The sequence below is a fragment of the Chloroflexus sp. MS-CIW-1 genome, assembly GCF_030444705.1.
Lineage (GTDB): Bacteria > Chloroflexota > Chloroflexia > Chloroflexales > Chloroflexaceae > Chloroflexus.
Genome location: NZ_JAUBWR010000001.1, coordinates 3,095,792 through 3,118,292 on the forward strand (window position 1 = coordinate 3,095,792; position 22,501 = coordinate 3,118,292).

The following is a 22,501-nucleotide window of genomic DNA, read 5'->3' on the forward strand; positions in this document are numbered from 1 at the left end:
GAATTTTGTTGTATAATACCAGATGTCCGTGTCATTTTTAATCATCCTGGGGTACAGCAGAGTGGCTGTGTCCAGGCAGAGGAGTTTTTATGGCCGAGATCATTCCCCTGACACCGGCCGGCACCGATTCTGTTAGCGAACCATTCCGTGGTGGCGCCTGCAAACTGCATCCGCAAACAATGTGTCCGGCCTTCGGCGCATTGCGTGTGTTAACGCGGATCGAGGGTGCACAACCGGCAATGGTCACCGATACCGGCTGTCTGTACGGTCTCACCTTCGTGACCCATTTTTACGCGGCGCGGAAGAGTATCGTTGCGCCTGCACTGGGCACCGCAGAATTGTCAAGTGGGAAAGTCCAGGAAGCGGCAAATGCCGCGATTGCCGAGGCCGCCACGGCAGCAAATACGACCTTCATACCGGTTATTTCGCTTTGCGTGGCCGAAACTGCTGGTCTGGCTGAAGAGCTACTGCCAAAAGAGATCGATGGCAAACCGGTTATTTTGGTGCGTGTACCGGCGTATGCCATCCACTCGCATCCTGAAGCGAAAGATGTCGCGCTGGCCGCCGTGATGAGGCGATTTATCGATACCGGCGGCGATCACGAACCGGGTACGCTAGCTTTGATCGGAGAAGTATTCCCTGCCGATCCGTTGCTGATCGATGGCGTCGTGCGTAAGATGGGTGGCCGAGTCGTGACCACATTGCCCGGTCGGCACGTTGACGAAATTCGCCAGGCCGGTAGAGCCGCCGCAGTCGCGGCGTTGCACCCGTTCTACCGGGAAACGATTGGGGTGCTGCGCGAACGCGGGGTCGCTGTGATCAGTGGTGCGCCGATTGGTGCGGAGGGGAGTGCGGCCTGGCTACGTGCCATCGGCGCAGCGCTCGACCTCGATGAGGATGTGGTCGAGCGGGTCGCGGCTGAAGAAGAAGCGACAGCCCGTGGCTTTCTGGCCAGTAAACCGTTACAGGGCGCAACCATCCTGGTGTCGGGATACGAAGGCAACGAAATGCTCTACGCCCGCCTCTTGATCGAGGGTGGCGCTCACGTCCCGTATGTCAGCACGAGCATCGGGCCAAGTGCGCTTACCGCTGCCGATGAAGCCTGGTTAAAAGCCCACGGCACGCAGGCTGTGATCTACCGTAAAACCCTGGAAGACGATAAAGCAGCCATGGAGCACTGGACGTTCGATCTCGTGATCGGTACGACCACGCTGGCTGCCTACGCCAAAGAGAAGGGTATTCCTGCCGTGTATTACACCAACATTCTCAGTGTACGTCCTCTCTTTCTGGCTGGCGGTATGATCGCTTCACTCAATTTTGTGCGCGATCTCCTCAACCGCAAGCCGATCTACGACCGTATGCTGGCGTTCTTTGCAGGTGAGAATCGTCAGGAGGGCCTTCAATGAGCATTACGCTGATCCGTGATATTTCTGACACCAGCAGCTATTGGGGTGCTTCATGGGTCTTTGGCTGCTTCCCCGATGTCCATATCGTTTGTGATGCTCCAATCGGCTGCTACAATCTGCTGGGAATGGCGGTGACCGATTACACCGATGCGCTACCGCACATGGCCAACCTGACGCCGACCTCCATCCGTGAAGAGGATGTGATCAACGGCACGGCAAAGGCCCTGATCCGTACTATCGACGATTTGCGCACGATGGGCATGTTAGAAGGCAAACATTTACTGGTCATCTCGACCGCCGAAAGCGAGATGATTAGCGCCGATCACGCCCAACTCGTTGCTCAGATCGACCCCAATGCCCGCTTTTTCTGGAGCCAATCGCTCGAACAGGATGAATGGATCGGTCGTGAGCGAGCATTACGCTTTGCCTGGGAACAATACGGCAAGCCCCATGTCGATCCGCACACTCAACCACGACCGCGCACCGTGAACATTATCGGGCCGACGCTTGGCTGCTTCAATGCTCCCAGTGATCTCTACGAACTTAAACGGTTGATAACCGGCATTGGCGCCGAGATTAATCTCGTTTATCCCTACGAAGCCAGCATCGCGACGACGCCCAAACTGGCGGAAGCAGCCGTCAATGTCGTGATGTATCGCGAATTTGGTCGTGGTCTGGCCGAAGACCTGGGTCGTCCATACCTTTTTGCGCCGTTCGGTGTATTCGGCACAACGGCGTTCTTACGCGAACTGGGCCAACTGCTCGCTATTGATCCGGCTCAGGTAGAAGCCTTTATCGAGCGTGAAAAGCGCACGACTCTGCAACCGGTCTGGGATCTGTGGCGCGGCCCCCAGAGCGACTGGTTTGCGACGGTTGACTGTGCCATTGTCGCAGCCCGCAGTTATGCCGACGGTTTGCGTAGCTTTCTCGGCGATGAACTGGGCATGAAGATTGCCTGGGTATCAGGTCGACCACGACTCGAAGATGAACCAGATAATATCGAGATCCGAAAACGCCTGCACGCCAGAGCACCGGCCTTCGTGTTCGGCAGTATCAACGAGAAGATTTATCTGGCAGAGGCAAATGCGCGCGGAACACACTTCATTCCGGCAACCTTCCCTGGACCGGTTGTACGACGCACAACCGGTACGCCATTTATGGGTTATGCCGGTGCCGCTAACATTATGCAAGAGCTGGTAAATCGCTTTTACGAGACGGTCATTAACTTTCTGCCGGTGGAGCCGGTTAACGCCGGAGGCGGTACCCCGCCAAAACCAACCACTGCCGAGACGATGCCCTGGACGAAAGAAGCAACCGACCGCTTAAACGCAGCCCTAGATGCGGTACCTTACCTTGCCCGTATCAGCGCCAGCCGTACTCTGCGTGCAGCAGCCGAGCAGGTCGCAAAGGCCCGTGGCCTCAACGAAGTTACCCGCGAAATTGTCGAAGCCGCGATTGCTCAGCATAGCGCAACCTGAGATACTGCATTGTCGGGGTAGGTAGCAGAGACGTGTCCGAAAAAAAATGGCCAGGGGAGGCAATAATCAGGCATCCTGCCTCCCCGACAGATGTTACGAATGAGACGGTTCCCCTTGTGTGAGATCGTGTGCGGGCAACAATGCGTATCATCCAGGTCATTCAGCAATCGTAAGTCGTAGGGGTAAGGCGGCGCCTTACCCCTTTATGTAGTGCCGCCAGCATCCGCATCGATGACACGAACACCGCTGAAAATCCCTCAAGATACTGAAATCAGCCAGGAACGTGGTCATAGTAGCAATTGCTCAGCATAGCGCAGCATGATATGCTGAACTGTAGAAACGGCGGAGCACGGCCCGCCCTGCCCGCGCTACCTCTGTACGTCAGGCAGGGACAAGTTTCCACCTACACTGGCAGTTGGCCGTGCAGCTATAAACCGCTCTGCGCAACACAGTGCGTACAGCAAGCTAGAAAAACACAATTATTGGAGTCAAACGTTATGCACGTGTTAGTTACCAACGATGATGGGATTGATAGTCCGGGACTATGGACGCTCGCGAAAGCCATGCGTGCGGCTGGCGCTCAGGTGAGCGTTGTTGCTCCGGCGGAAGAACAGAGCGCAATGAGTATGGCACTCCCACCACAGATCAACCGTGAATTGCGGGCTATCATTCCACCTGCCGAACTTGAAGGAATTCTAGCCTTTGCCCATAACGGATCACCAGTCGGGTGCGTGACGATTGCAATGTTGAGCGGCCTGTTACCGCCAATTGATGCAGTGGTTTCCGGTATCAATCGAGGGCTGAACGGTGGCAGTAACGTGATGTTAAGCGGTACCGTCGGGGCAGCGATGATTGGCGCCTTATGGGGTTTACCGGCAATGGCTGTCTCTTTACAATACCTGGGGCCGGCGCCAATGCCGTGGGCAACCGCAGCTTATGCAGCGGAACGGCTCTTTCCGTTGCTCGAACAGATTCGCGGGCAGGGACCACTGGTTCTTAACGTCAATGTTCCCCATGTCGCTTCCCCAACCGAGTTGCGCGGATTTCGCCAAACCCGACTCTCGGAGTTTTTCTTCGGTCACTATCTTGATCTTGAACTCAACCCCACCGGCCCGGCTGAGCGAGCACAAATCACATTTCGGTTTGTCCGTGAACGAATCCCCGATTTCGCTATCGACACCGACGACGGCGCTGTGCGAGCCGGTTATGTCTCGGTTACTCCACTCCGGCCGTTGATCGATCACAGTCCACTGACGCTCAATTTGCCTGATTTACATCGGTAGGGTTTGTTGACCGGCTGTAAGCCACGCCTTACCCTCCTCCCCCCACCCCCCTGCAAGCGGGGGGCTAGGTTGACAGCTCGACGGTGCTCAAGGGGCTAACCCCCCCAACCCCCCCGCAAGCGGGGGGGCTAGGGGGAGTCAAACCCCTTCATAGCGGGGCATTCCTTCTTACTCTGGCGGCGATTAGTTTTGTGGCTGTAAACTTCGCTGTGTTTCAAACCCCTTCATAGCGGGGCATTCCTTCTTACGTACTGGCTCAACTTCAAGCGTTACTATATCCAAGTTTCAAACCCCTTCATAGCGGGGCATTCCTTCTTACATGTTCCCATTCTCATTACCGGAAATCCCGAATATTTGTTTCAAACCCCTTCATAGCGGGGCATTCCTTCTTACGTGTATCCGTCAGCAGTAAAATCGTTCGAGACAAAAGTTTCAAACCCCTTCATAGCGGGGCATTCCTTCTTACTAGAAATGCAGGCTACGCAGTTGGCATTGCTTGTTTCAAACCCCTTCATAGCGGGGCATTCCTTCTTACCTGGGTCGGCGGTGATGCTCCCGAATATGAAACCATGTTTCAAACCCCTTCATAGCGGGGCATTCCTTCTTACTACTACAGGTGTTGGTTGATATCTCGCCAATCCTTTTTGTTTCAAACCCCTTCATAGCGGGGCATTCCTTCTTACTATTCCTAAGGGATATGGCACATATGCCGAAAACAAGTTTCAAACCCCTTCATAGCGGGGCATTCCTTCTTACAAAACCTCTGACGAGGTAATAGAGGAAATCATTGAGAGGGTTTCAAACCCCTTCATAGCGGGGCATTCCTTCTTACTCCTGATCCCCCTCGGCATCCTGTTCCTGCTGATGGTGTTTCAAACCCCTTCATAGCGGGGCATTCCTTCTTACCACTCTCCGGGGTCGGCCGCAGGCCACGGGCTACGAGTTTCAAACCCCTTCATAGCGGGGCATTCCTTCTTACTCCGACCGCATGCCGCTGTGGAAGAAAAATCGTCATGTTTCAAACCCCTTCATAGCGGGGCATTCCTTCTTACTATTGGCTTCCCGCTCGCCGCGTTGTACGCCCTTCTACCCCTTCATAGCGGGGCATTCCTTCTTACCTACGTACTACTGGAGGCTTGGTTAACTTCGGATTCGAGTTTCAAACCCCTTCATAGCGGGGCATTCCTTCTTACCGACATACAACGAGGAGCAGAACATCGAGCTAATCATGTTTCAAACCCCTTCATAGCGGGGCATTCCTTCTTACCTGCGTGGCAATGGTCAGGTTGCCACAACGTAACGTTGTTTCAAACCCCTTCATAGCGGGGCATTCCTTCTTACGGCAGTGGTTTGGAATGCCCAAACCGGCACATAGCTGTTTCAAACCCCTTCATAGCGGGGCATTCCTTCTTACTAACGACTACAATTTGCTTCCCGATATGGACCATCTTTGTTTCAAACCCCTTCATAGCGGGGCATTCCTTCTTACTTGCCCCCCAAACGGCAAGATTTCGGCAATCGTGTTTCAAACCCCTTCATAGCGGGGCATTCCTTCTTACAAGACTCGGAACTGAGAAATGTGCTTGGGTCTTTGAGTTTCAAACCCCTTCATAGCGGGGCATTCCTTCTTACACGCTGTCCATAACGTCTGTGAAACCTTACTTCAAAGGTTTCAAACCCCTTCATAGCGGGGCATTCCTTCTTACTTGATGGATTTCGATTCAATCCCATAAAGTGCATTGTTTCAAATCCCTTCATAGCGGGGCATTCCTTCTTACGACTGATCGCCGTCGCGCTGATCGCCCTCGGCGCCGCGTTTCAAATCCCTTCATAGCGGGGCATTCCTTCTTACCCGCACCCGACGCGCGCAGAGGTTGACATACGGCGTGGTTTCAAATCCCTTCATAGCGGGGCATTCCTTCTTACCGGTATCGCTATCTCTCGCTCCGGGTTCCATGGCCTCGTTTCAAATCCCTTCATAGCGGGGCATTCCTTCTTACTCCTTTGTCCAAAATCCCGAGAGACATGACTTCCCGTTTCAAATCCCTTCATAGCGGGGCATTCCTTCTTACCCTGGTGCGCACCATAAACGTAACGTTTTTCGCGGATGGGTGCCCTCCATGCAGAACAACCAATGACCTCCTTCCTGGGACACGCTGGTAATTCTAAATGATTTTGTGTATGATGGTACCAGCATTGACAGTATACCAGGTCACCGGTTGAAAGGCAAGACGATGTTACGTTGGGCTCAATACCTCAAAGATGCACCTGTTGTGCTTCAGCGTTTAATCGCTGCTACACATCATGTCAATATCTCTCATCACGCCGATGAGGTAAGTCGCCTGGCAGCATTACGACGGGCGATTTGTCGGCCTGCTGCCGTGCGATCACAATACTTTCTACTTCCAGCAGAGGCGCAACAGGCACTTCAAATCCTGAGATCGCGTCGTGGCACCCTTTCGCCTGCGGCTGCCGAACAAATCCTCGGCCCAATCCGTCCAATTCATGCGTTGCGTTTTGACCGCCGACCGCAGACAATCGGTGAAATGCTGGTTTTGTTAGGGTGGTTGTTGCCACGTCCGCAACGTCCACACCATCCGGCCGGATGGGTGTTGGCGCCTGAACTACGACGCTGGTTGCCGAAACCATTGCCAACACCAGGAGCATCTGCTTCGTTACCACCTGTATCACCATTAGCAATTGCACCAGCACTGGTTGCAACCTGCACCATCCTGATCGCTGCTGCTGAACATCCGCTCCCGATCCGTCAGAGCTGCCTTTTTGCCGGTCTAGCTCTACGACGGCTGCGTGCACTGGCTCCACAATACGACCCTGAGCTATGGCAGTGGCTGCTACCGCTCCTCATTGATGTACATCTTCTACAACCTACTCATGCTACCGTCGTCCCAGGCCCCGTTTTTCAATCGTTTTTTCGCATGACGTTGGAGCAAAAACTGAAACTTCTCCAGACAGCCTGGGAGCATCAGCCACGAACAGAACGCTGGTTGACTCGCCTGCGAGTATCTGTACGTGGTCTTGATTGGCCAGCGTTACGCCGTCGACTGCTCTGCTGGGGGATGACAGCAACCTCGTCAGGCATTGCAGCAAATACCGCATTCGCTACCTTGTATGCCTCTTTTGGCCCGCTCGTCGATGGTACAACCCACTGTCTTGCACCGATCAGACGCACGCCCTGGACCTATCGTAGCCAGCAACGTGTGTGGCAAGCTGCCGTTGCCGGTCCGCTTGCCTGGCTGGGTGTATTCGCTCCAACCAAAACCCCGCCGGTTGCGCTGTCGTGGCATTACGACGCTCAACAACAACAGATCACGATCCCCATTGCTATGATCGACAATGATCTTGTCATCGTTCAGCCGTGGATGAAGTTTGTCGGTGCGGATCAATCGGTACTACGCTGGCAGATCGATGCAAGCAGTATCCGCAGAGCAATGACCAATGGTGAGAGTCCTACCGGTTTTGTCAGAATTTGGCAAAACCGGTTCGAGCAGGATGTACCGGTTTGTTTACCGGCCGATTCCGCGCCCCGTGTTCATATAACGACACGTACAGTCTTGATGTACGATCCCCACACAGTCATAGATGCCGCCATCGCACGCCAATCCAGCGCATGCCATTCGCCGATAACTCAGATTGCACCCGGTCTAGCGTTGGTAACACCTGGACGTGAACTAGACATAGTGCGCGCATTAGAGCAGGCAGGTATTACGACGATTTCCAGGTTCCATCAGGCGGCTTCATGCCAGTTCACATCTTTCCCGTCGGAGTTTGATCCACACGATTGCTCAGAAGGGTTACACCTACGTATACAATCTCCCGCACTCTTCACGACGGTCCTAGATTCGTGGATCACAGAAGCGGTTGAGCCGGTATCTCCTCCGGTACGATTAACCGATACGGTGCAACAGTTGCATAAGGCTATCCGTCGCCGCGAGGCGCTCGTGTTGTATTATCAAGCACCACAACGTTCTGCCGGCGAACGGCTAGTTCAACCATTGCGGATAGAACAGCACGGTGATCGCTGGTTCCTCTATGCCTACTGCACAACCCGACGTGCAGAGCGCTGCTTTCGCATTGATCGCATTCTTTGTCTGACCAGGCTATTACGTAGCGGTTTATCTCGTCAACCATCCGTGCGAGAACAACGACGATTATCACCATCCGGCAACGGTGGCGGACGACTGGCGCCATCACCACCACCGTCAACTGCCGATGGTCAGTTACTACGCATCTGGATGGAGGAATCGTAGCTAGATGATGTAGTGCGTTGGTTCAGTAGTAATGTTGCCGATGCCATAAATGATGGTTCGTTCAGCGGCTACGCGATCAAGGCGATAACAGCGTATACTATCCTGGGCTGGATCAATAAGCTGGCGAAGCTGATCGCTAAGCTCGCGAAACTCACGTGCGTCGAGGACAGCTTCAAAGACGCTGTACTGTACTCGAACTGCTATCAAGAAAGTGCGCAAAGGTGCGCACGGTTCTCTTCCTGCCCCGACGTGTCTTGTTGACCACCGTCGTCTCTGACAGGCGTGACTTTCCCGACTGCGGCGGGGACGGTCCCCGCCGCAGCGCCGCCATTACTGGTCGGACTCGCCACGGGTAGGGCAGTTACGGTTGCCAGCCGTTTCAGGTTCCGCGCCGCATTGAGGTCACGGTCATGGCGCTCGCCACATTGCGCACACACCCATTCTCGATCGCTCAATGTCAGCGCCTCGTTCTTCCAGCCACAGATGGAACAGAGTCGGCTGCTTGGATACCAGCGATCGGCGATGATGAGATGAGTGCCGTAGCGTTTCGCCTTGTATTCCAACTGCGAGCGGAACACACCAAAGCCAACGTCAGCGATGGCGCGGGAGAGTCTCTCGTTTGCGAGCATCCCTTTGACGTTTACATCCTCGATCACGAACGCTTGGTTTTCGCGGCAGAGTCGAGTCGTGAGCTTATGAGTAAAGTCCGCTCGGAGATTGGCAAGGCGGGCGTAGAGCCTTGCCAATGTCGCAGCGGACTTCTGCCGGTTGTTCGAGACCGGCAGGCGCGCTCCTTTGGGCAGGCGGGCATGGCGTCCAAACCCCGCCATCTCTTTGGCGGCTTCCAGCTTGCGGCTGAGACGCCGACCGCGAATCTTGAGGCGACGCAGCGCTGCGTTGAGCGGCTTTGGCGCTTCGATGACTTCGCCGTTGGAGATCGTTGCGGCAGCCTTAACGCCCAAGTCGATGCCATTGACCTCATGGGACGTGCGACGCCGATAGAATTGCGCATCAGGCACTTCGACCTGTATTGCCACAAACCAACGATCCGCCGTGCGCGAGACCGTCGCGCCCAGTATCTTTCCTTTGAATCGCAGTTCCTCGGTCATGGTGACGTCGCCGATCTTGGGCAGGCGGATCGTCTTGCCGTCCAGACGGAACTTGTCGTTGGCTACGTAAAAGCTGTCGCGGCAACGGCCCTTTTTCTTGAAGCGCGGTGCGTGCGCCTCTTTGCCAGCCTTGAGGTCGGTGAAGAATCTTTCCCAGGCTTTGGCGAGATGGGCAAACGGCTGGGCGTGTGCGTCCCGGTGAATGTCTCGCAACCACGGCCGTCCGTTTTCGTCGAGCCACTGTGGGTCGGTGTATTTGATGGCGTTGAACTGCTTTTTGAGCGCCATGGCGTTCGGCTTGCCGCCTGCTGCGTATTGTTTGTTCCATTCATTGAGCGCCCAGTTCCAGACGCGCCGGGCCGTGCCGCAGGCGCGCTTGAAGTAGTCCACTTGCTCAGGAGTCGGACAAAGAGCGATCTTGTGGGTTAGTTGCATGGTTGGGCCTGTTTGACGCCATGTGCATCCTGTTTCAGCGCTTCGTTCAACTTCTTTCGATAGTTCCTCAAACCGTATCGCCGAGACGAACAACCGTGCACGATGGTCATCACGTCTTGCACCATTTCCGGTTCGGGAGACAGCCGTTCCTGGGTGAGCACCAGCACTGCGCAGCCATGGGTTTTGGCGTCATGTTCGAACCACTCAACGCCGAAACGGGTGAGGCGGTCCCGGTGCGCGAGGATCAGCATCGTGACGTCCCGTCGCCCGATCTCGTCCATACGGGCCAGCAACCGCTTGCGCGTGACGTTCAGCCCGCCGCCCACTTCCTCGATACCCTCGACCCCCGCCAATCCCGTCGCCACCACGAACTCTTCCAGCACGTTGCGCTGATTCGCCAGGTCCGGCTGCTGTGCCGCACGCGATACCCGACAGGAGGCGACCAGCGTGGTTGGCGCATGGTTCGCCTGCCGCAAACCGATGACCGCACGGATCTGCGTCTCAATGGAGAGACGGCGGTTGCTGTCCGTTCGGGCCACCGGAATCAGCCTTCCTTCGCGTTCCCAACGCTGCAACGTCTTGACCGAGACACCAAGGAGTTGTGCGGCTTTCCCTGTGCGCATGGTGTTTTCCATGAGCACCGTTGTACACTATCGCGTACTAGAAGTCAAGCTAGAGTCCGGCTCCGTATCCCTTGAGCATCTTCATTACTTTGGTACGACGGTGATCATCCACAATATCGTAGCTGATAATCGTGAACATGTTCATCGAACAACTCCTTCATAGGAAGCCTGCTCACCACGAACAATACGGGCAACCATTTGGGTTTGGAGAAGAACGACCCGTCTCATGGCCGTTTGCGTACCATCAGCTAATCGAACCGGTGCCTTCATCAACGCTTCATAGCGACTCACGACCAGTTTACGAGCATCAGGAGTCAGATACATCGCGTTGGGTTGTTTAGTGTTGGCACGTTCAAACTGCGACCGGGTGATCGCACCGGTTGTTATGACATCGAGCACCATCCGATCAACAACGAGTGGACGGAATTCCTCCATTACGTCGAGTGCCAATGATGGCCGACCGGCCTCAATAGCATGAAAAACCCCCAGATACGGATCCAGACCGGTAAATTGCACCGCCGCTAGTACGTCGTGTAGTAGGAGGATATACCCAAATGAGAGCAAGGCATTGATCGGATCGGGTGGTGGGTAAAAGGCACGACCTTGAAATCCCCAGCCTTGCTGAAAGGCACTACGCCAAGCTCCGAAATAGGCTGCTGCTGCTGCACCTTCAAAGCCACGAGCCATATCGAGAGTCGTCGAACCGGCCAGGCCACGAATGGCATGATCGATCTGGGTTATCACCCCAACAGCAGACGCCCAACCTGTACTGGCAAGAACCATGCGTTGTGCAGTCAATTTTGCGGTAATGATCCCTTTTGCCAGCGCAAGCGACCAGGCTGGATCAACGACTAGTTGGCTTTGTCGCAGACGCAATGCGCCAAAGCGCGAGGGACCGGCGCTCAGTGTTGCATAATGGCGGCTGCCATGCTGATTGGTGAGCATAACAGGAATACCGCGTTGTAACAGCTCGACAAGGAGAGCGGTTGAGATTTGGACACCTCGGCCCATAAGGACGATTCGATCAACTTTATTTAATGGGATCGCCTGCAAGATGTCGTTGTTGCGAGTGATGATAATCTGGTTGTCTCGTTTCCGTACAATTGTACCCTGTTCCTGAATGTACAGTGTGGCCATGGTGAACATCTCCTCGTGGCAAGGACGTATCAACGATCTACATTACGATGGCAATGGAACAACAGAAAACGTGCATTACATCTCAGACGGCGGTGACGACTTGGGTTTGCGTAGTCGTTCGATGTGAGCACGTAAACGCTGTTCAGCCGTATGAAAATCTCCGATACCCTCCAAAAAACCTTGCTTGCGTCGTGGTGCCAACGCCTGCCCGAGAAACTCGATTCCATCAGCGTAGTCGACAATGCGGGTCTTTTGCCAATTGAGAGTCAGGCGCAGGGCCGCCAGTTGGCGTTCGACCAAAACGAGGGTACGCTCTGCGGTGGTACGATCAGGACACATAACCACAAAGTCATCAACAAAGCGAACCATTCGTGCTCCGTGTGCAGTCATTGCTATGTCAAATGGATGCAGATAGATATTGGCTAGCAACGGCGAGAGTGGTCCACCCTGCAACGTTCCACGTCGCGAATGCACAGCTTGTAGCCGGTAGATAAGCTCGCTTAGCGCAACGGTTCCCACAGCCAGTGCTCCGCCCAATGCAAGTCGTCGTACACCAATTCGCTGAACCAGCGGCACTAACTGTCGGGCGATAGCGAATGCCGGTTGCATAAGACTGAGCGCAGCCAACATTTCAGCCGATAAACCAGAACGAGGTTGGACAAGTGCAGGGCTATAGAGATCGAGGTCATCTCGCTCGACCGGTACTGAATCGAGTGGCGTTTTCAACATCTCGTGAATTAATTCACCACTGCGACGCAGCATAGTCTCGAAAGGGCTAGCAGGCGGGGTTTCATCATCAGGGACCTCAGAATGAAAGAACCCAACGGCCAACCATTGCCCAATGAGCTGAAGAATCGCCGGCTCATCAATTCGCTGTCGTAGTAATCCCAAGAGGATGCCATGATCGATAGAGTCAAAATACGCGCTAATATCACCATCAACAACCCAATGCAAACCTTGTTCGACATAGCGCATAACATGCTCAATGGCTTCTGGTACACCAACACTCAATCGGCATCCATACGAACAGTCGAGAAACAGCGGCTCAAAGAGGGGATTCAAGACCTGTTGAACCGCTCGCTGAGCAATCCGATCACGAATGGTCAGAATTGCAATTGCCCGTTTCCCTCCATTCGTTTTGGGTATCGTTACCCAACGCGGTGGCAATGGACGATAGCTTCCATTGCGCAGTTCCTCAGCTAGAAGCGCCATTTGATTCGGCCAGTCGGCTGCAAAATCATCTAGCGTCATTCGATCAATACCGGCGCTCCGATAACGCCGAGTTACTTTGACATTCGAGCGAACACGCCGCCATGCGTTGGTTAAGTTTTCAACTGTACAAACCTGTTCGATAAGCGGTGGTCCATGATAGCGGGGAAAGACTGCCATAGTTATTCTCCTTGATGATCCCTTCAGCAACCAATCGTGTCGGCTGTGTAGCACCGACTCTTCCACCGAGTAGATAGACCTTGCCCAAATGTTCGATGGTGATGACAGGAGAGATGCAGCTCCGTTCCGTTTGCCGGCTTTCTTCCTACGCTGACAACTGCACCATGCCACATTTCAGGCTTGCATACGTCCGATGAGCCTTTCCTTAATTCAGGTAGCAATCACCATTCGGGAGTAATTGTTCTCAATCGGTTCAATAAATCCCGTCGCCCTTTCAACGCCTCCCAGGCGAGTGCGTCAGCTAACCGATTGAGATCACGTGGAATAGCGATCAGTTCAAACGATGCAGATGAACATTGATCGATCAATACACGAGCACTTTGGTGGAGAACACGTAGTGTTTCATCGCGCACCGCAGCAATACCGCTAAGCTGATCGACCACAAGCCGGCTATCTGTCAAGCACCGTATCCGTCGCCCTGGAAAATCACGCTGGATAAACTGTAGCGCAGCAATTAATGCCTGATACTCGGCCTCATTACTAGTATGTGCCGGAGCACGTTCACAGTACATTCGGATCACGTCACCGTGCTCACTGCGCACTACAATTCCCAATCCGGCTATGCCACAAGCCGGAGAGCCAGGGGTGCCATCGATCTGAACAACGAGCCGTTCAGTTACGAGAGTAGAAGGTAGGACAGAAGTGCGAAGATGACTGCGGCACTGAAAAACGTGGTAAACAGACAACCCCGTATAAGCCGACGAAAGGTGAGACGGGGTAGCCAGACCCGTCCTGGTTTGGCGATTAAGGATAAGATGGCCAATCCGACGCACAAGAGCATGCAAGAAGCGAGACACCATACCATATCCCTCCTCCTCTGGAAAACGTTGACCATCCGTAGTGCTGATGGTCAAGATAGAACAGACACCGTACTCTGAGTATGCCAGAAGAGGTTTTCACAAATGTGCGAAGTGACAACAACAGGCAGGGGATTTTGAAGGGAGGAAACGACAACGATACCTGGGATCCCGGTATCGTGATGAAGATTATCACCACAAAAACTTAGGGTACACCCGGAGCACAGCAACTCAATCCCTGGATCATTAGCGCTACGGTGGGTGCCACCACCCGTCTTATACCTGAACTTTTATCAATTCACCTGCACTGTTTTCATCGACTTTGCCACCTTTCAATTCGCCCAAGACATATTGCATCGGTACCCCATATTCACGGCAAGCCAGTACAGCGCCAGCACTCATCTGCTTCGTACCGCTTGTGATGTCAACAATTGCCTGATCAATTTGATCGGCAATTAACTCGAAGATGGAGACGATCGTGCGATATGCTTGTGGAATGTCGTAGGCGCTTTCCAGTAAGAGAATTGAGACGTGTATAGGTTGATTGGTACGCTGCTTCACCCAGTCGAAAAGCGACTTTGCTCTATTTTCTGACTCTGGACTGGCAATAAGCCATAGTTTTTGCAATTTATCGTCTGCCAGATGGTGTTGAATAGCTATTGGTTCGCTTGCTTTTGGATTAGCACTCACAAAGATGATCAATATCGGATAGGTCTGTTCTAATTTTATATTGTTTGGCAAACGATTTCGCCTTTTCCATCGCAGATTGAACCAGAGCCAAAGAACAAATATAATCGCCAATAACAGCAGTGATGCAGTAGCAATAATGATTACATATGTAAAATTACCTTCGTCATCAAAGTTTCTTTGAATAGTTACAACGAGTAGGTCGTATAATCCATTACCGAGAATAGCAAAGATCATGATACCGATTAAAAACAATATCGGTGTACCAGGATCGTTTATGATCTCGAATATTTCGCGCCAGTCTCGCCTATTCACTGATAACACTCCTGCATCTTTTGCAAACTAGTACGGATCATATCTATCAACTCTGGCGGTTCGAGTACCTGACAATGTTCACGATAGCAAAACAAAATCTGGCGAGCCTGCCAGAGATCGGTCGTTTGTGCAGTTATCTCAGCACTGCCATCAGGAAGAAACGTTACCGAACTGTTAGTAAACCAGAGGGCAATATCACGCTGACGTGCTACCTGAGCGGTGAGCCGATAGCGAATCTGCCAGGTCTTGCGCGGTGGGGCCGTCGGTGGCATGCGCTTAGGTTCAACGACCAATGATTCCGGAATGATCCGGTCGACTTGATAGGTAACATAACGGTTTATGATCTCGGCGTGTGGTGCGGCTAGACAGAAGGCTTCGAGATATGTATGATCATCACGTACTAGTAGACGATAGGGGGCAACACGATGTTCTTCCTCAATGTGAGCAGGGCTATGGGTAGAGCGATACCGAAAGCGAATATACTGCTGACCAAGGTGATGTTGCAATCGTTTCAGCAGTTCTACGTCGGGTTGCGTGATGGTTTCGGGCACCTCGAGCCGAAGATGCCGCGTAGCAGAATTGAAAATGGCTCGTCGTTCAGTCGGCAAGAGTGCGATGATCCGCTCGAGAAGCCGTTGAACTTGAACTGCATTCGGAGTAACGTTAGCAGAGAAAAGCGTTACCATGAAGCTCAATGTTTCTAATTCCTCGTCATTGAGATCGAGGAGCGCAAGGTGTCCATAATCGACCAATGCATAACAGCCATCGTGCATCCGTTTGATAGTGCAATCGAACAATTCACGTAGGGCATCAAAATCATGGTGAAGCGCCGCTGTAACATTATGGGGGTATATCTCTTTACCAAAAGTATGTTGAGCGTCGGTAACCAATTCATGCGCCGTAGCTGCCCCACGCACTAATCTGCGAACCAACCAGAGGCGACGGTGAAAGGTCACTGATGAACTTCGTCGTATACCACCACCTCGCCGCCGGCCCTGTTGTGACCTGGTGTTCTCTGCTGCCAAGGTTTCCTCCTTCGATACGCACGGTCTCCTCTCAACCCGTAAGCGTTCTATACGCCTGATACTCTATTACATCGCTGATCTGACGGCGTTTCTAATGACTACTGTACTAGGAGAAGCGGGATCCAGACCCGTCCCAGATGACTTACTGATACAGCTTACAGCGAGTTGCCACCCGCTTTCCTCAGGATGCATCGCGAAGTTCTAGTTGACCATGCCCGAAGACACATGCCTTTCCTGCATGCACAACACTTGCCGCTAGAAGCAGGCTCCGCACCACCAATGGTACATTGTCCAATACGACTGAGCCCATTAATCCGCCGAGTGTCATTGACTGCCGTTTATCAGGACGTGTACTAGATCGTTCCCAATCTACCCAATAAGTTGCGTCTTGAGCAACGATGGCTTGCCGGGCCGCAGTAATTGCCGATTGGTAGTCGACGTTCCAGGGATCACTACCGTAACAATAGTTCAGCGCATACAGACGCCAGGCAATAGCCTGCACGAGTGTCGGTAGATCAAACGTTTTCAAAAAGCGACCGTCAGTCTTGATACGCAGTGGAGTCCGTAAAACTAGTCGTATATGTGATGGCAGATTGGCGGCCTGGCAGGACAACTCAGATAGATTGAAAATCGGTAATACATGGTCTGAAAATACGCTATTATCATCGCGATAGATTGGGATGCCAAACGGTTGTCCATAGGCCAGTGCTTCAACCTGTTCAAGGCATGCAGGCACCTGATAGCGACCGAGACCGGCACGGGCAGCATCGATGAAAGCCAGTATCACGTAAGCCAGAAGATTGATGCTACGCCCAAACAGTAACATACCAGTTTCAAGGAGATCACCGGCTGCATAATATCGCCGATGGTCGTGTGGCGGCTCTATCACAAATGGTCGAGGAGCATCTCGCAGATCATGTAACACCCTCCTTCCAGGTGGCAGTTCCAGCTCGAACAATTCACGGTAGGCGCATGACGGAATCGCGGATGGACATCTGCTGCTCTGCCCCCAACATACCGAAGGACATCCAACTCGTTGTAAGGCGTATCCCAAAGCGCCACGGATTAGCGCTCCCTTAAATGGAGGAAGACGAGCTTCGCTTGCCAGACGTAATGAAACCCTTAGACGCAAGACTTCCAGCCTCGGAAGATTGAACTGCTCTTCATCCATACAATGATCCCGACTTCCGGTGAGGAGATTTGACAAGAAACATGAAACAGGGTTAGACACGTCAAGTATATCTGCCTTGACTGTTCGTGTCTACACTATCCGCGATAGGGATTTTTAACATGTTCAGGGTTCGTTCGTGTTCGCCAAGTGAACGTTATTCAACCCTCCGCCCTCACCCCCCCCGCAAGCGAGGAGCTGGGTTGACGGCTCGACGGTGCTCAAGGGGCTACCCCCCAACCCCCCGCAAGCGGGGGAGCTTTGACGGCTCGACGGTACTCAAGGGGCCACCCCCCAACCCCCCGCAAGCGAGGGGCTGGGTTGACGGCTCGACGGTGCTCAAGGGGCTACCCCCCACCCCCCGTAAGCGGGGGGGGCTAGGGGAGGCCCTTCCCTCCCCGCTCTCCTAATCTGTACTTATCATCACAATTCAAGAAAGCAACAAATGGTGTATTATAAAGGCGATAATGAGCCGTAAACCACTTGAGCGGCTACGCTGATCGTGCTATATTGTGCACAAGATTTGACATTTAGAGAAATAGTAGTGTTGCTCCATCGGGTTAAGGGTGAAGGTATTTGAACAAGCAACGAGTGTCACAGCAAAATCATCACCTGTATTATCGTCAAGCAGATGTGAGCAACGCTCTAGAAACGCTTGCAAAGTGGAAACGCCGTTGACGATTGTAGGCCATCTATCGCCTGATCTCGACTGCCTGACCGCCATCTGGCTGTTAATGCGGTTTGGTCCGGCCAAAGATGCTGATTTACAATTTGTGCCTGCCGGGCGGACCTGGCAGGATCAGCCGGTAGATTCCGATCCGCGAGTGATTCATGTTGATACGGGTGGTGGTCGTTTCGATCACCATCATACATCTGATCCAACGCTCAGCGCTGCCGAGCTGGTGCGACGGGTTGTCGCCCCCGACGATGAAGCGCTTCGGCGTCTGGTCGATCAGGTCACACGGATCGACCACGCTGAGTACCGACCGGGGCACGTCTTCTTTAATATTACTGACCTTATTGCCGGGTACAATGCTCTCTATCCCAATCGGCCCCATCACGTTGCCCAGGCGATGCTGGCGAATCTCGATGCCTGGTATGAACACGAAGTTCGGCAATTACGCTTTGAGCAAGCGTTCCAGAACCGGCTTGAGTTTGAAACGCCGTGGGGATTGGGGATCGCGGTACACACTACCGATGGTGGCTCTTCGCGACTCGCATTCAATTATGGGGCCGTGCTCTTCGCCTATCGTGATCGTCGCGGCTATATGGGAGTCACTGCCCAGCGTCGCTCGAACGTCGATCTGGCGCCAGTGTATGAAACCCTTCGCCAGTGCGATAGTCAGGCCGACTGGTACCTGCACCCCAGCCATCGCCTGCTGCTGTGCGGCACACCAAAATCGCCGCCGCGTCATGCGTCGCGACTTTCGCTCGAGGAGTTGGTTGAGATTATTCGCCGTCGTTGAGCAAGCTAGCGGGAGAACATTTCAACTCACCAAAATATGATGCTCATCTCTCCACGAGCGAAGTGCATTCCCCACGTCATCTCTATCCTTCCCCTCAACCTCCCTTGGTAGGAGTAAATGAGGTTGAGGGAGGGTGAGGGATACTCCCCTTCCTCTCTTGCTGGGAAAAGAAAGGGCTAGGGGCAGATGAGGGGGGCAACATTCAACTATGAATCATAGCAACCAACAACGGTATGCTATAATATATCGAGAGGTGTTCAATACATCGATATTAGGAAACTCCGTGCGCGACTTTACTGCGTTTGATGACATTTTCAGCCGTCCTCGTAACGACAATGTCGAACTGTTGAAGGCATGGGCAGGTACAACACTTGCCTTCGCTATTATGCAGACCGGCGCGGCGAATCTGCTTAGTAGCCAGTTTGTGATTAACCTGGTCATTGCAGCAGTGGTTGCCGGGATCGGTTTCGTTCTCCACGAGCTGGCCCATCGGATCGTGGCCCGTGGTTATGGTGCTCAGGCCCATTTTATTGCCAATGATCGCTGGCTCATCCTCTCGATCTTGATCAGCTTCCTCGGTATCTTCATCGCTGCACCAGGTGCAGTCTGGCATCGCGGCCTGTTAACAGTGCGCCAGAGTGGTCTCATTGCTCTGGCCGGACCGGTAACCAATTTGGTGCTAGCAATAGTGTTTCTCTTGCTGTTCATCCCTATCTTTTTGTTACGTCCACCATTCACCAATCTTCTCATCACCATTTGTTATGTCGGGTTCCGCTTCAACGCCTGGATTGGCCTGTTCAATATGATACCTGCCGGCCCATTTGATGGCGCAAAGGTGCTGGCCTGGGACTGGCGGGTATTTGCCGTTACTGTGGCCGTTGGGGTTGGGCTAACCTTTTTGATCAGTGATACAGTGTTGTTCAACGTTTTACAGACGATCCTGCGGGCATTTTAAGAAGAGGATGCAATGCGTACTCCGCTGATTGCCGGAAATTGGAAGATGTACAAAACGGTTGGTGAAGCAACCCTCCTCGTTCGTGAATTACTGGCTGGCCTCGGTGAGCTAACTGATCGCGAGGCAATTGTTTGTCCACCATTTACTGCTCTGGCCGCCGTAGCACCGCTATTAGCCGACACCCCGCTGGGATTAGGGGCGCAGAATCTCTACCCTGAAACCCAGGGCGCTTTTACCGGCGAAATCTCGCCGCCGATGCTGGTTGATATTGGTTGTCGCTACGTCATTGTTGGTCACAGCGAACGTCGCCAGTACTTCGGCGAGAGTGACGCATTCGTAAACCGTAAACTGCGCGCTGCCCTCGCTCATGGGCTGCAACCAATCGTATGTGTGGGTGAGAGCAAGCCGCAGCGTGATGCCGGTCAGGCAGAGCCAATTGTGACCGCACAGGTTCGGGCAGCACTGGTTGATGTGACGCCAGAGCAAATGCTTAACGTGGTGATTGCCTATGAGCCGATCTGGGCTATTGGCACCGGCGATACCGCTACTCCTGCCGATGCTCAGGCGATGCATGCCGCGATTCGAGCGACATTGCACGACTTATACGGGGCAGCAATTGCGTCGGCAGTACGTATTCAATATGGCGGCAGTGTCAAACCGGATAATATCGATGAATTGATGGCCCAGCCTGATATTGATGGCGCGCTCGTTGGTGGCGCTTCATTGCAGGCAGCCAGTTTTCTCCGTATTATTCACTATCGATAGATGGAATCTGAACGTAGTCGTACACAACAGGTAAGCAGGCGACGGTACCGTAACCGTCGTCATTTGTGTTTGCGCCTTGCCACTCCTCATCTACCCTCTCTTCTACACAACTCAAGGTATCCATACATCACATTGCCCACCGATCATGCCAACATACAATGGGCAATGCCTGCGGCTGGTGGCACGCCTGAGAAAACCTATGCAAGAACTCTTGATCATTATCGCACTGGCTCTGGCTAACGGTCTGTTTGCCGCTACCGAGCTGGCAATGGTTTCAGCACGACGTGGTCGTCTCGAACAACGCGCTGAAGAAGGTCATCGCGGAGCGGCAATTGCCCTGCAACTGCAAGAAGACCCTGATCGCTTTCTGGCGGCAGTGCAGATCGGGATCACTCTGATCGGAACACTTAATGGTGTCTTTGCCGGAGCAACGCTTGCCATTCAGATTACGCCCTGGATTGCGCGTAATGAATGGCTGGCGCCTTATGCTGTGCAACTGGCCCAACTTCTGGTTGTGTTACTGGTAACCTATCTGTCGCTGGTGTTAGGCGAATTGGTTCCCAAACGGATTGCGCTGCAAAGTGCAGAAACAATTGCCACCTTGATGGCGCGACCAATGTTGTTGCTCGCCCATATCAGTACGCCAATTATCGCGTTGCTGAGCGCTTCAACCCGTTTGATATTGATGATGTTAGGGCGGGCGAATGTTGCTGAGGATCGAGTGACCGAAGAGGATATTCGTGCGCTGGTGCGTGAAGGAGCAGAAACGGGCGAAGTTGAATTGCAAGAGCAGCAGTTTATCGAGCGGGTCTTTCGCTTCAGTGATCGGGCAGTGCGGCATATAATGACACCGCGCCACGAAGTGGAAATGGTTGCCGCCAACCGTACCCTCGGCGAAGTCATCGATGAATTGCTCGCCAGTGGTTACTCGCGCTTTCCGGTGTACGAAGAGACCCCCGATCAGATCGTAGGCATTCTCCACGTGCGCGATTTACTTCTGCTCTATCGGAAGAAAGGTGAACACGCACTGGTGCGCGAAGCTGTGTCACCTCCGCTATACGTTCCTGAAAATAGTCGAGCCTCGGCATTGCTGACCACCTTTCGGCGCAGTCGGCGTCACATGGCGCTCGTCGTGGGTGAATTGGGGGGGATTGAAGGCATTGTGACATTAGAAGATGTCTTGGAAGAAATTGTTGGCGAAATTGATGATGAATACGATGATGCAACCCCTCCGCCGATTGTACGGCGTGAAGATGGCTCTTACCTGGTAGAAGGCTCCTTGCCGATTGATGAGGTACGTACCCTGCTTGAAGTTGACGAACTGCCTGACGAAGAGACCTACCGCTACGAGACATTGGCCGGACTGGTGATCAGTCTAATCGGTCAGATTCCGAGAGCGGGTGATGTGACTCACTGGGGAGGATGGCGCTTTGAGGTAGTCGATATGGATGGCTTACGAGTCGACAAGGTATTGATTTCACGTGAGCTGAAAACAGAGTAGCGTTGCCACTTCTCATCACCGACAAGACAGTAATGGATTCCAGGGCTTTTCAACGTTTTCACCCTACCTGGTAAGGTATGGTAGGTGTGATTTCACCTCCCACCCCGCTTGCGAGGGCGAGGGTAGGGTGATGGGGTGCTGATGCGCCATCCGATGGGTTCCGGCCATGCACTGCCCGACGCGGGCCGGAGGCCCGCGCACCTAGGGCAACAATGGTCGGGGTAGGTTCCAAACCTGCCCGCCGTATCCAGCATTCCTGCCCGACGCGGGCCGGAGGCCCGTGCGCCCTAGCCACTGCCGCAGTTCCGCTTCAGTCTCTTGACATGCACTGTGTAACGCGGGCCAGAGGCCCGCGCACCTAGGGTAACTCTATGGTCGGAGTGGGTTCCAAACCTGCCCGCCGTATCCAGCATTCCTGCCCGACGCGGGCCAGCGGCCTTCGCATCCAGGGAACCCAATGCGGGCCGCTGGCCCACGCTTCCAGGCAACACCCGCTCGCGCAGCGCGGATTTACCCCCACTCGCTTGCGAGGGCCTAGGGGTGATGCAAGCGGGCGAGGAGGGTAGCGTAAGCGGCTGAAACCTCTCCCCCTTCCTCTTCCCATGTGGAAGAGGAAGGGGGGCTGGGGGAAAGG

Annotated in this window: 16 protein-coding genes, 2 pseudogenes and 1 CRISPR repeat array; of the genes and pseudogenes, 8 read left to right on the forward strand and 10 right to left on the reverse strand. The window is 53.6% G+C overall.

The genetic code is table 11. From position 1 onward, the window contains the following. Window positions 1-89: 89 nt before the first annotated feature. The 4 genes from bchY to QTO31_RS12335 all read left to right on the forward strand — a co-directional run bounded on the left by bchY (window position 90) and on the right by QTO31_RS12335 (window position 8,435). Window positions 90-1,406, forward strand: a complete 1,317-nt coding sequence (bchY, locus tag QTO31_RS12320; RefSeq protein WP_301429293.1) for a chlorophyllide a reductase subunit Y — start codon at window positions 90-92, stop codon at window positions 1,404-1,406. Then, entirely contained in the window at window positions 1,403-2,884 is a 1,482-nt protein-coding gene (bchZ, locus tag QTO31_RS12325) for a chlorophyllide a reductase subunit Z (protein WP_301429295.1), read from the forward strand. Before bchY ends, bchZ begins: the two co-directional genes overlap by 4 nt. Before the next feature lie 497 nt (window positions 2,885-3,381). Beyond that, window positions 3,382-4,167 carry a 5'/3'-nucleotidase SurE gene (gene surE, locus QTO31_RS12330; RefSeq protein WP_301429297.1) on the forward strand — a complete coding sequence of 262 codons (786 nt, stop codon included), beginning with the start codon at window positions 3,382-3,384 and terminating at the stop codon, window positions 4,165-4,167. 135 nt (window positions 4,168-4,302) lie between these two features. After that, a CRISPR array of direct repeats spans window positions 4,303-6,239; the repeat unit is 37 nt; unit sequence GTTTCAAACCCCTTCATAGCGGGGCATTCCTTCTTAC. Between the two features lie 162 nt (window positions 6,240-6,401). Next, a complete protein-coding gene (locus QTO31_RS12335) occupies window positions 6,402-8,435 on the forward strand; it encodes a helix-turn-helix transcriptional regulator (RefSeq protein WP_301429298.1) in 2,034 nt (677 codons plus the stop codon). On the opposite strand, the pseudogene cas2 reads toward QTO31_RS12335, so the two are convergent. From cas2 to cas6, 10 genes and pseudogenes are all read right to left on the reverse strand, one after another. After that, window positions 8,436-8,633, reverse strand: a pseudogene (gene cas2, locus QTO31_RS12340) (CRISPR-associated endonuclease Cas2); the annotation flags it as partial. It abuts the gene before it with no gap. A gap of 5 nt (window positions 8,634-8,638) precedes the next feature. Continuing rightward, window positions 8,639-9,979, reverse strand: coding sequence for an RNA-guided endonuclease InsQ/TnpB family protein (locus tag QTO31_RS12345; protein ID WP_301429299.1), 1,341 nt, complete (start codon window positions 9,977-9,979; stop codon window positions 8,639-8,641). Then, entirely contained in the window at window positions 9,970-10,614 is a 645-nt protein-coding gene (locus tag QTO31_RS12350; RefSeq protein ID WP_301429300.1) for an IS607 family transposase, read from the reverse strand. Before QTO31_RS12350 ends, QTO31_RS12345 begins: the two co-directional genes overlap by 10 nt. Window positions 10,615-10,663: 49 nt before the next feature. Further along, window positions 10,664-10,747: pseudogene (locus tag QTO31_RS12355) on the reverse strand (CRISPR-associated endonuclease Cas2); the annotation flags it as partial. Continuing rightward, window positions 10,744-11,739: a CRISPR-associated endonuclease Cas1 gene (cas1, locus tag QTO31_RS12360; protein ID WP_301429301.1), complete on the reverse strand. Its 996-nt coding sequence runs from the start codon at window positions 11,737-11,739 to the stop codon at window positions 10,744-10,746. The gene cas1 and the pseudogene QTO31_RS12355, both read right to left, overlap by 4 nt. A 75-nt stretch (window positions 11,740-11,814) precedes the next feature. Further along, entirely contained in the window at window positions 11,815-13,128 is a 1,314-nt protein-coding gene (locus QTO31_RS12365) for a reverse transcriptase domain-containing protein (protein ID WP_301429302.1), read from the reverse strand. 221 nt (window positions 13,129-13,349) lie between these two features. After that, on the reverse strand, window positions 13,350-13,988 hold the full coding sequence (locus QTO31_RS12370; protein ID WP_301429303.1) for a ribonuclease HI family protein: 639 nt from the start codon (window positions 13,986-13,988) through the stop codon (window positions 13,350-13,352). Between the two features lie 273 nt (window positions 13,989-14,261). Next, window positions 14,262-14,987, reverse strand: a complete 726-nt coding sequence (locus QTO31_RS12375; protein WP_301429305.1) for a hypothetical protein — start codon at window positions 14,985-14,987, stop codon at window positions 14,262-14,264. Beyond that, on the reverse strand, window positions 14,984-16,012 hold the full coding sequence (locus QTO31_RS12380) for a helix-turn-helix transcriptional regulator (protein ID WP_301429307.1): 1,029 nt from the start codon (window positions 16,010-16,012) through the stop codon (window positions 14,984-14,986). The genes QTO31_RS12375 and QTO31_RS12380 overlap by 4 nt, the downstream gene beginning before the upstream one ends. A gap of 181 nt (window positions 16,013-16,193) precedes the next feature. Then, on the reverse strand, window positions 16,194-17,183 hold the full coding sequence (gene cas6, locus QTO31_RS12385) for a CRISPR system precrRNA processing endoribonuclease RAMP protein Cas6 (RefSeq protein WP_301429309.1): 990 nt from the start codon (window positions 17,181-17,183) through the stop codon (window positions 16,194-16,196). Between the two features lie 671 nt (window positions 17,184-17,854). Here cas6 and QTO31_RS12390 point away from each other — a divergent pair. From QTO31_RS12390 to QTO31_RS12405, 4 genes are all read left to right on the forward strand, one after another. Continuing rightward, window positions 17,855-18,646 carry a hypothetical protein gene (locus tag QTO31_RS12390; RefSeq protein WP_301429311.1) on the forward strand — a complete coding sequence of 264 codons (792 nt, stop codon included), beginning with the start codon at window positions 17,855-17,857 and terminating at the stop codon, window positions 18,644-18,646. Window positions 18,647-18,929: 283 nt separating this feature from the next. Then, window positions 18,930-19,601, forward strand: coding sequence for a peptidase M50 (locus QTO31_RS12395; protein WP_301429312.1), 672 nt, complete (start codon window positions 18,930-18,932; stop codon window positions 19,599-19,601). A gap of 12 nt (window positions 19,602-19,613) precedes the next feature. Then, window positions 19,614-20,366, forward strand: a complete 753-nt coding sequence (gene tpiA / locus QTO31_RS12400) for a triose-phosphate isomerase (protein WP_031459823.1) — start codon at window positions 19,614-19,616, stop codon at window positions 20,364-20,366. Between the two features lie 199 nt (window positions 20,367-20,565). After that, window positions 20,566-21,867 carry a hemolysin family protein gene (locus QTO31_RS12405; RefSeq protein ID WP_301429313.1) on the forward strand — a complete coding sequence of 434 codons (1,302 nt, stop codon included), beginning with the start codon at window positions 20,566-20,568 and terminating at the stop codon, window positions 21,865-21,867. Window positions 21,868-22,501: the final 634 nt, after the last annotated feature.

Bases quoted from the DNA above. Each gene is read 5' to 3' on its own strand.
- bchY (WP_301429293.1), top strand. From the start codon at position 90: ATGGCCGAGATCATTCCCCTGACACCGGCCGGCACCGATTCTGTTAGC.
- bchZ (WP_301429295.1), top strand. From the start codon at position 1,403: ATGAGCATTACGCTGATCCGTGATATTTCTGACACCAGCAGCTATTGG.
- surE (WP_301429297.1), top strand. From the start codon at position 3,382: ATGCACGTGTTAGTTACCAACGATGATGGGATTGATAGTCCGGGACTA.
- QTO31_RS12335 (WP_301429298.1), top strand. From the start codon at position 6,402: ATGTTACGTTGGGCTCAATACCTCAAAGATGCACCTGTTGTGCTTCAG.
- QTO31_RS12345 (WP_301429299.1), bottom strand. From the start codon at position 9,979: ATGCAACTAACCCACAAGATCGCTCTTTGTCCGACTCCTGAGCAAGTG.
- QTO31_RS12350 (WP_301429300.1), bottom strand. From the start codon at position 10,614: ATGGAAAACACCATGCGCACAGGGAAAGCCGCACAACTCCTTGGTGTC.
- cas1 (WP_301429301.1), bottom strand. From the start codon at position 11,739: ATGGCCACACTGTACATTCAGGAACAGGGTACAATTGTACGGAAACGA.
- QTO31_RS12365 (WP_301429302.1), bottom strand. From the start codon at position 13,128: ATGGCAGTCTTTCCCCGCTATCATGGACCACCGCTTATCGAACAGGTT.
- QTO31_RS12370 (WP_301429303.1), bottom strand. From the start codon at position 13,988: ATGGTGTCTCGCTTCTTGCATGCTCTTGTGCGTCGGATTGGCCATCTT.
- cas6 (WP_301429309.1), bottom strand. From the start codon at position 17,183: ATGGATGAAGAGCAGTTCAATCTTCCGAGGCTGGAAGTCTTGCGTCTA.
- tpiA (WP_031459823.1), top strand. From the start codon at position 19,614: ATGCGTACTCCGCTGATTGCCGGAAATTGGAAGATGTACAAAACGGTT.
- QTO31_RS12405 (WP_301429313.1), top strand. From the start codon at position 20,566: ATGCAAGAACTCTTGATCATTATCGCACTGGCTCTGGCTAACGGTCTG.